Raw genomic sequence first — 9,409 nt, forward strand, 5'->3', positions numbered from 1 at the left:
CTTTACTTTAAATATTATCGTTGTTATTGAACAAACTATCTACCGAACGATTGTGATAGATCAAAGAAATTGCTTTAGCAAAGATCGGTGCGATCGATAAAACTTTTAGCTTGGAGAATTGCTTGTTTTCTGGGATCGCGATCGTATCTGTTACCACAACTTCTTTATATGGTGATTCCTCTAACTCTTCGACGGCACTTCCTGAAAAGACCGGATGCGTTGCACAAGCATAGATCTCACGTGCACCTGCTTTGTCCAAAGCTGCCGCTGCATCGGCCATCTTACCACCGGTATCGATCATATCATCAAAGACGATGCAGTTATGACCACTGACATCACCAATGATCGAAGAATTTTCGATATCTAAACGAGTATCATCGCGTTTATCAACGATCGCGATCGGTGCTTTTAAGAGATCAGCTAGATTTCTTGCCCCTTTAACACTATTATGGTCAGGCGCTACGACAACGACATCTTCACAAATGCCCTTTTGCTTAAAGTAAGCAGCTTGTTCGTAGATCGCTAATAAATGATCCACTGGAATGTCGAAGAAGCCTTGTAACTGACCTGCATGTAGGTCCATTGTCACAACTCGGTCTGCCCCAGCTAATGTGATGAAATTAGCGATCATCTTGGCTGTGATCGGTTCACGCGAACGTGCTTTACGGTCAGCACGTGCATAACCATAATAAGGAATAACTGCATTGATCGAACCAGCACTGGAGCGTCGTAACGCATCCATCATGACCATCAATTCCATAAAGTTTTCATTGACCGGATCAGCGACTGATTGCACGATGAACACATCGTCTCCCCGCACACTTTCATTGATGTTGATTTGGATCTCACCATCACTGAAATGTTTGACCGAGGCATCACACAGCTTGATCCCCAGTCCATCTGCGATTTTTTGTGCCAACGCTTGATTGGAATTCAATGCAAATAACTTGATATTTGCATTTTCTTGCATTTTTTCCATAAATTCCTCCAGATTTTGTCTAATTACCGTTTAGCTTGATTATTAGAGACACAGTATATGTTGATTATAACATAATTATCAGTCTAGTTGGGCCTTGATCTGTTGGACCATTGCGAGCTCTTCGTTAGTTGGAACTAGCATCACTTTGACTTTTGAGTTTTCAGTTGAGATCACACCTTCATGGTCAGCTTCATTTAGCTCTTGATCTAATTGGACACCTAAACAAGCTAGGCGTTGACAAACATCAGCACGTAACCACGGGTTGTTTTCCCCGATCCCACCGGCAAAGACCAACACATCGGCTCCACCTAATTGGGCAAAATAGCTTCCGACATAGGACACGATCTTATTTAAGTAAATATCTAAGGCTAACTTGCAACGTTGATCTACCTGATTAGCTTTGATATCACGCATATCATCCGAATAGCCCGACAATCCTAATAATCCCGACTTTTGGTTAAAGAGTTCAAGCACTTCATCGGCTGTTTTATCGAGTTTCTTCATTAAGAATGGCACGATCGAAGGATCGACATCACCAGCCCTAGTCCCCATCGTTAGCCCTGTCAAAGGCGTAAAGCCCATCGAACTGGCAAATGCTTTTCCATCTTTAACGGCTGAAACAGATGAACCACTACCCAAGTGCAAAGTGATCAATTTGAGATCAGCCAGTGGTTTTTCCAAAAGATCAGCTGTCTTTTGAGCCAAATATTCATGACTGATCCCGTGTTCGCCATAGCGTCTGATCCCATATTTTTGCGTCAACTCATATGGTAAACTAAAGATCGCATTTTCTTCTGGCATTTGGGTAAAAAATTGGCTGTCAAAGACCGCATATTGTGGTGTGTCTGGCATGACTTGTTGCATCAATTCGATGTACTTTGCTTCCATTGGATTATGTAATGGAGCATGGTCACTCAATGCTAGGACTTCTTTGATCGTTGCTTGATCCATCTTAGTAGCTTGAGTAAATTTTGTTCCCCCAGCTACGACACGGTGCCCAACACATTTAATGTCAGCTAAAGATGTGATCTTTAATTCTTGGATCTTTTCAATGATCATTTCAGCTGCTTTTTCATAAGACAGGTTATCTTGTGTTTCTTGATACGTCTGATCTCCATATTTGATCTCAAACTTTGAACCTGGCGCTACCATCCGCTCCACCAAGCCCTTAGCGACGACTGATTCATCGGTCAATTCAAATAATTTCCATTTAACTGATGAACTTCCGGCATTCATTAACAAAATTTTAGGCATTTCTGCGCACCTCCGATACTTTTAAGTATAACTTAAAAAGTAAAATTCAAAAAGATGCTTTATTTTCCCACATGGATTCTATTTTTGTGGAATTTGACAATAATTAATCTATTTGTTACATAAACGTGACAAATTGTAATTTTATCGGAATATGTATGTTATATAAAAAATGTATACTGCTAGTGTAGATAAATGAAAAGCAAGTAAATATTAAATATTTTTTTAAGGAGAGTTTACTTATGGAAATGAAGAAAGTTATTACGGGAGCTGCCGCGTTATCTGGTTTAGTTGCATTAGGGCAAACAGCAAATGCTGATGAAGTTGTCGTTAAAGCTGGCGATACAGTATCTGAATTAGCCCTTAAATACAACACAACGATCGATGCGATCCAACAAGCTAATAAATTACAAGATGTAAACTTGATCTTCGTTGGTCAACGCTTAGAAGTCGGTAGCAACGTTTTAGCTGACGCTTCCCAAGCTGCACAACAACAAGCTCAACCTGCACAAGCAGCTCCACAAGCTCAAACTCAAGTCCAAGAAGCACAACCTCAACAACAAACACAACAAGTGCAAACAACTGCTCCACAAACTCCATCAAACGATGCTGAAGCAAGTGCTAAAGCTTGGATCGCTAACGTTGAATCAGGTGGTTCTTATACTGCTCAAAACGGCCGTTACTACGGTAAATATCAATTGACTAATTCTTACTTGGGTGGAGATTACTCCCCAGAAAACCAAGAACGTGTAGCTGATAACTATGTTGCAAATCGTTATGGTTCTTGGCAAGCAGCTAAGTCATTTTGGCTTGCTAACGGCTGGTACTAATATCGATTTAAATATAACTTTACGGACTCAAAAAATTTTGAGTCCGTTTTTTGCGTGGTTGAGCCAATAACACAATATCTAGCGATTAGCAGAGCAAAATTTATACTACATGTTGTGTAAATTGTGGTATACTGATATCACAATCAAATTAGAAGGGGTTTTATTCTGATGGCTTTAGATCTATATACCAAAGATAACTGCATCCAATGCAAGATGACCAAGAAGTTTTTAATGGAGAATAATATTGAATTTGGAGAACATAATATCTCCGATCATCCAGAATATATCAACTACCTAAAAGAAAAGGGGTTACGCACAGTTCCAGTATTAGAACAAGATCACGCACCGATCATCAACGGTTTCCGACCTGATCTCTTAAAGAAGCTGGCAGCTCAATGAAAATAATCTATTTTAGCGTCACCGGGCAGACCCGACGCTTCATCAAAAAACTTGGGCCTACCGTCGATGCCACTGAGATCGATCCGGTGGACCCACTTTTTATGGTAAATGAACCATTCGTCTTGATCGTACCGACCTACGAAGATGAGATCACTTACCCTGTGACTGAATTTTTAGAATACGCAAATAACGCTGCATCATTAAAAGGGATCGTCGGGACCGGCAACCGTAATTTTGCAGAGTTATTTATTTTTACAGCCAAAAACTTGGCTAAAAAATTTAATGTTCCAGTGATCTATTCATTTGAATTCAATGGAACACCCACAGACGTCCAAAATTTCAAGGAAGCGGTGAATAAACTTGAGTCTTAAAGATATCGATATCAATAACGTTACGTACTACGACCTAAACAACCGAGTCAACATTCCTTTAAATGGTCAGATCCAACTCGACCAAGACAAGGCAGCTTTAAACGCCTTTTTCAAGGAAAATGTCATTCCTAATACGATGACCTTTGCTTCACTTAAAGAACGCTTTGACTATTTGCTAGACAATAATTATCTTGAAACACAATTTATCCAAAAATACGATTTTGCCTTTATTGAAAAGCTCTATGCGCAATTAGAAGCAGCTGATTTTCGTTTCAAGACCTTTATGGCAGCTTACAAGTTTTACACCCAATATGCGCTAAAAACTGATGATGGCAGTTATTACTTGGAAAGCTTCATCGATCGAGCCGCGATCAATGCTTTGTACTTTGCTGACGGTGATGAACAATTAGCGCTTCAACTAGCCGATGAGATCGTTCACCAACGCTATCAACCAGCAACTCCAAGCTTTTTGAATGCAGGACGTGCTAGACGTGGTGAATTGGTTTCTTGTTTTGTTTTACAAGTTACTGATGATATGAATTCGATCGGACGAGTGATCAACTCTGCACTTCAACTCTCACGGATCGGAGGCGGTGTCGGGATCACCTTGAGTAATCTTCGTTCAGCTGGAGCACCGATCAAAGGGATCAAGGGCGCTGCTTCTGGAGTCGTACCTGTCATGAAATTACTCGAAGATAGTTTTTCTTACTCCAATCAGTTAGGTCAACGTCAAGGCGCTGGTGTCGTTTATCTAAATGTTTTCCATCCCGATATCATCGACTTCTTAGCTTCCAAAAAAGAAAATGCCGACGAAAAGATCCGGGTCAAGACACTATCTTTAGGTGTGCTTGTACCCGATAAGTTCTACGAATTAGCCAAGCAAAACGCTGATATGTATCTCTTTGATCCATATGATGTCGAAAGAAAATACGGTACTCCTTTCTCTTACGTCGATATTACCGCAGAATACGATAACTTGGTCAACGATCCTGATATCGCTAAAAAGAAGATCCCCGCTCGCTTGCTCGAAGAAGAGATCTCAAAATTACAACAAGAATCTGGCTATCCTTATGTTGTCAATGTCGATACCGCTAATAAGGCTAACCCGATCAAAGGTAAGATCATCACCAGCAACCTTTGCTCTGAGATCTTGCAAGTTCAAACACCATCTTTAGTCAACAATCAACAAGGTTATGATGTTTTAGGAACTGATATCAGCTGTAACTTGGGCTCGACCAATATCGCTAACTTGATGGGATCTCCTGATTTTGGTCAGTCTGTCGAAGCCATGACACGGGCTTTGACCTTTGTGACCGATCACTCAGAAATCGATGTCGTACCATCTGTGCAACACGGTAACCGCCAAGCGCACACGATCGGTCTAGGCGCTATGGGCTTACACGCCTTTTTAGCTAAAAACCAAATGCACTATGGCTCACCAGAAGCTTTGGAATTCACCAGCTTATACTTCATGTTGCTCAACTACTGGACCTTAGTTGCTTCCAATAAGATCGCTAAAGAACGCCAAACTAGCTTTGTTGGTTTTGAAGAAAGTGATTACGCTAATGGTAAATACTTCACTAAGTATTTGACCACAGACTTTACACCACATTCTGAAAAGGTCAAAGCGCTATTCAAAGATATCTTCATTCCAACTAAAGCTAATTGGGAAAAATTGAGTCAAGCAGTCAAACAAGATGGGCTTTACCATCAAAACCGCTTAGCCGTAGCACCAAATGGCTCGATCTCATATATCAACGATACGACTGCATCACTTCAGCCGATCATCAACAAGATCGAAGAACGCCAAGAAAGAAAGATCGGTAAAATTTATTATCCCGCACCATATCTTTCAAACGAAACTTTACCATACTACACTTCGGCTTACGATCTAGACATGCGTAAAGTGATCGATACTTATGCAGCCGCACAACAACACGTTGATCAAGGAATGAGTTTAACGCTCTTTATGCGTTCCTCGATCCCAACTGGACTCTATGAATGGAAAAATGGGCGGACTGATAAGATGACGACCCGTGACCTCTCGATCCTACGTAACTATGCTCACCACAAACAGATCAAATCGATCTACTATGTCCGCACATTCACTGATACCCAAGATGAAGTCGGGGTCAACGAATGCGAAAGCTGTGTAATTTAGTGAGGTATTTGGAAAATGGAAAACTATAAAGCAATCAACTGGAACAATTTAGAAGACCAGATCGATAAAGCAACTTGGGAAAAATTGACCGAACAATTTTGGTTAGATACTCGGATCCCGCTTTCAAATGACTTAGCCGATTGGCGAGAATTTTCTGAGGCTGATAAAGATGTCGTTGCTAAAGTCTTTGGGGGCTTAACGTTATTAGATACTTTACAATCTCAAGATGGAATCGCGGCTCTTAAAAAAGATATCCGAACGCAACAAGAAGAAGCCGTCTTCAACAATATCGAGTTTATGGAATCGGTGCACGCCAAGAGTTACTCCTCGATCTTTTCAACTTTGAATACGCCTAAAGAGATCGAAGAGATCTTTGCTTGGACTGATTCAAATGAGATCTTGCAATACAAAGCGCAAAAGATCAATGATATCTATCAAAACGGAACACCTTTACAAAAGAAAGTTGCTTCCGTATTCTTGGAAACATTTCTCTTTTACTCTGGTTTTTACACTCCACTCTATTGGTTAGGGCATAATAAACTCGCTAACGTAGCGGAGATCATCAAGTTGATCTTGCGTGATGAATCTGTTCACGGAACTTATATTGGTTACAAGTTCCAATTGGGCTTTAACGAGTTAAGTGAAGTAAAACAAGAGGAATTCAAAGGTTGGATGTATGAACTTTTGTATGATCTCTATGAAAATGAAGAAAAGTACACCCACCTTCTTTATGACCAAGTTGGCTGGGTCGATGATGTTTTGACTTTCTTACGCTATAATGCCAATAAAGCTTTGATGAATCTAGGGATGGATCCTCTCTTCCCAGATACTGCAGAAGATGTTAACCCTGTTGTTATGAATGGGATCTCAACTTCGACTTCCAATCATGACTTCTTCTCCCAAGTTGGTAATGGTTACTTACTTGGAAACGTTGAAGCTATGCAAGACAGTGACTATGAATTTTAATACCATATAAATGATAAGGGACCCATTATGATGTAAAAATACACATCATATGGGTCCCTTATCATTCACTATGAGTTGTATTTTTCTTGAGTGATAAAAAGATCACTACTAAAGCACTAGGGTATTCACTGACTAAAATAACCAGACTATAGTTCGCTTGAACTAACACGATCTGCGTCAACGCTAAGCCTTTAGCAAATAAGTGTACGGTCAAGACCGCCCTCTTGTGGTCAAAATAGTTGCTAGATAAAATATTTTGATGTTTTTATGTATTTGTTATAGATTATAGCACAGGTCTTAAATTCACCAGGTCCATTCAATAAAAAATAGGCCTCAGCTAACAAACTGAGGCTAAGATTTAAGAATTATATCCAAATACGACCATAAATATCATTCCATACACCATAAGCGAACTGATAAGGTTAAAAATCACAACAAGCCCTAGCTTAGCCAGAGACGACATTTTTTTAGTTTTGATCACAATGATCATAATAACTTAACTTGCTACTAAAACAGTTAAGGGTGGTAAGAAAAATATCACTTTGAGCAAAAAACATCCAGGCACACACCTGGATGCTTAATGTTTATTGTAAAAATCTCGGTAAGAGCAAATTGCGTCTATTGCCCTTTTTGATATGCTTTTGGTTGACCGTCAACGTCACCAAGATCATCGCATCGACTAGCGAAGTCCGCTTCCGATAAGCCGTGTATTTAGCGCTCCATTTCGTAACATATTTGTTCTTATAGGAACGTAAACCTTGAAAAGCGTAGAAACGATCACCGTATTCAAAGATAAAACGTGCGACTCTTTCACCGATAAAACTAAAGCGTGATTCACCAACATTTGATAACGGAGCCATCCCCATATCAAAATACTCATATCCTTGTTCTTTACCATATTCAAATAAACTGATAAAGATCTTATCCATGATCCCAGATGGTGCATCTTGGCTGTGACGCATCAGATCGATCGATAATGTCTTTTCATCCATCGGCATCATCGAAGCAAATGCGACTAGTTTACCTGACGCATCACGGATCAAACAGACTGGAGCTTCATTTAGGTAGGCTTCATCAAAGAATCCTAGTGAAAAGCCCTTTTCAACTTGTTTGCCTAACCAACTATCCGAGACAGCTTTAAGTTCAGCCATCAAATCATCAGTAAATGGGGGATCAGCAAAAGTAAATTCATAACCTTCACGTTCAAATTTGTTCATCAAGGCACGTTGCGCCCGCCGCTTTTTACCTTGAAGCGTAAATTCACTGAGCTTGACCAAGCCTTCTTCACCTGTCTTGATAAAATCAAAACCATACTCATGCAGTAACATCGTGAAACTCTCATTTATCTCATAAAAGACCAATTGATAGTCATAATTATCCGCTTCTTGCATGAACGCTTGGACAGCTTCTTGTAAATAATCATGATCTCCCACTGGTTCACCCATGATGATCAATTTATCGGTCTTGATCCGGTACATGAAAAAGAGTTTATCTTCACCATCTTCTGTGTAAAAATATAACTCTTTATCCTTCAAAAAGGCTAGGTGGCTTACTTCATTACCGCCAAATTTTTCGATCACCGCGCGCACACGTTCCTTATCAAAACCAGTATTTGCAAAAATGTCTTTACCACTGCACAAATAGTTGCTGATCAATAATAAGACACAAGCTGCGATCAATAAGCCGATAAAACCGGAAAGCCAGATACTTTGTGCAGGAAATAAAAAGATCGTTGGTACACGATGATGATGGATATAACTTGGTGAGTTGATAAACCCAACGATCGCATACAAGAAAAAGATCCCCGCAAAGATCGAGCCATCCACGATCCTTTTAGTGATCGAATAGCGTAGTTGTTTACGATAGAGCTCTTTACGTGACAAGATGACCATCACTAAGATCACACCTAAAAAGATAGCTAAAGTTGGAGTATAGACACGCCACAAAGTATTAACGATCCCGATGCCTAAAACGATCAAGGTCGGCCAATACGCTTTTTTGACCTTAGCTTCGATCCCACGTGCCATCCCGATCAAGGCAAATGCAAATACGATATCGGTCAACTGGTTAATAAATAAAAAGGTGTACGGATATAGTTTTGCTAAAAATGAATTTGAATACGCCCAATTAGGAATAGCTGCTTCTAGTAACAATAAGATCCCAGAAACATATAGAAAGACGGTCAATAACATATGGGCCGTCTTTTGCAAGATCAACTTAGGGATCCCGTTTAACTTATGATTGACTTGACTACCTGCATAGTGGACAAAAAAGCTCAAGCCGATCCCAAAAGGAATGATGTAATAGAACAAACGGAAAAACAACAGCCAGATCACAGCTTGCTCCGTAGTAACACCAAATGGTAATAATCCAAACATCATGAAGACATCAAATGAGCCTAACCCCCCTGGCACCATCGAGACGATCCCTAAGACCGAACCTGTAAAATACA

General features: G+C 40.1%; 9 protein-coding genes. 5 read left to right on the top strand and 4 right to left on the bottom strand.

From position 1 onward, the window contains the following. Positions 1-7 precede the first annotated feature (7 nt). Positions 8-979, bottom strand: coding sequence for a ribose-phosphate pyrophosphokinase (locus Q9Q35_RS11325; RefSeq protein ID WP_304653460.1), 972 nt, complete (start codon positions 977-979; stop codon positions 8-10). Positions 980-1,057: 78 nt separating this feature from the next. Further along, positions 1,058-2,233, bottom strand: a complete 1,176-nt coding sequence (locus tag Q9Q35_RS11330) for an acetate/propionate family kinase (protein WP_304653461.1) — start codon at positions 2,231-2,233, stop codon at positions 1,058-1,060. Between the two features lie 239 nt (positions 2,234-2,472). On the opposite strand from Q9Q35_RS11330, the gene Q9Q35_RS11335 reads away from it, so the two are divergent. The 5 genes from Q9Q35_RS11335 (at position 2,473) to nrdF (ending at position 6,957) form a co-directional block, all read left to right on the top strand. Beyond that, on the top strand, positions 2,473-3,060 hold the full coding sequence (locus Q9Q35_RS11335; RefSeq protein WP_304653462.1) for a LysM peptidoglycan-binding domain-containing protein: 588 nt from the start codon (positions 2,473-2,475) through the stop codon (positions 3,058-3,060). Between the two features lie 168 nt (positions 3,061-3,228). Beyond that, positions 3,229-3,459: a glutaredoxin-like protein NrdH gene (nrdH, locus tag Q9Q35_RS11340; RefSeq protein ID WP_004051414.1), complete on the top strand. Its 231-nt coding sequence runs from the start codon at positions 3,229-3,231 to the stop codon at positions 3,457-3,459. Continuing rightward, entirely contained in the window at positions 3,456-3,830 is a 375-nt protein-coding gene (gene nrdI / locus Q9Q35_RS11345) for a class Ib ribonucleoside-diphosphate reductase assembly flavoprotein NrdI (RefSeq protein WP_304653463.1), read from the top strand. Before nrdH ends, nrdI begins: the two co-directional genes overlap by 4 nt. After that, the gene (nrdE, locus tag Q9Q35_RS11350; RefSeq protein WP_304653464.1) at positions 3,820-5,991 is read left to right on the top strand and encodes a class 1b ribonucleoside-diphosphate reductase subunit alpha; all 2,172 of its coding nucleotides are present in this window, start codon (positions 3,820-3,822) and stop codon (positions 5,989-5,991) included. Before nrdI ends, nrdE begins: the two co-directional genes overlap by 11 nt. 15 nt (positions 5,992-6,006) lie before the next feature. After that, positions 6,007-6,957 (top strand): class 1b ribonucleoside-diphosphate reductase subunit beta, encoded by a 951-nt coding sequence (gene nrdF / locus Q9Q35_RS11355; RefSeq protein WP_304653465.1) that lies wholly within the window; start codon positions 6,007-6,009, stop codon positions 6,955-6,957. 61 nt (positions 6,958-7,018) lie between these two features. Here the strand turns inward: nrdF and Q9Q35_RS11360 are convergent, their stop codons facing one another. Beyond that, on the bottom strand, positions 7,019-7,171 hold the full coding sequence (locus tag Q9Q35_RS11360; RefSeq protein WP_304653466.1) for a hypothetical protein: 153 nt from the start codon (positions 7,169-7,171) through the stop codon (positions 7,019-7,021). Positions 7,172-7,541: 370 nt separating this feature from the next. Next, on the bottom strand, positions 7,542-9,409 hold a 1,868-nt coding region (gene mprF, locus Q9Q35_RS11365; protein ID WP_304653467.1), incomplete at its 5' end, for a bifunctional lysylphosphatidylglycerol flippase/synthetase MprF.

The organism is uncultured Ligilactobacillus sp. (genome assembly GCF_948826705.1).
Taxonomy (GTDB): domain Bacteria; phylum Bacillota; class Bacilli; order Lactobacillales; family Lactobacillaceae; genus Ligilactobacillus.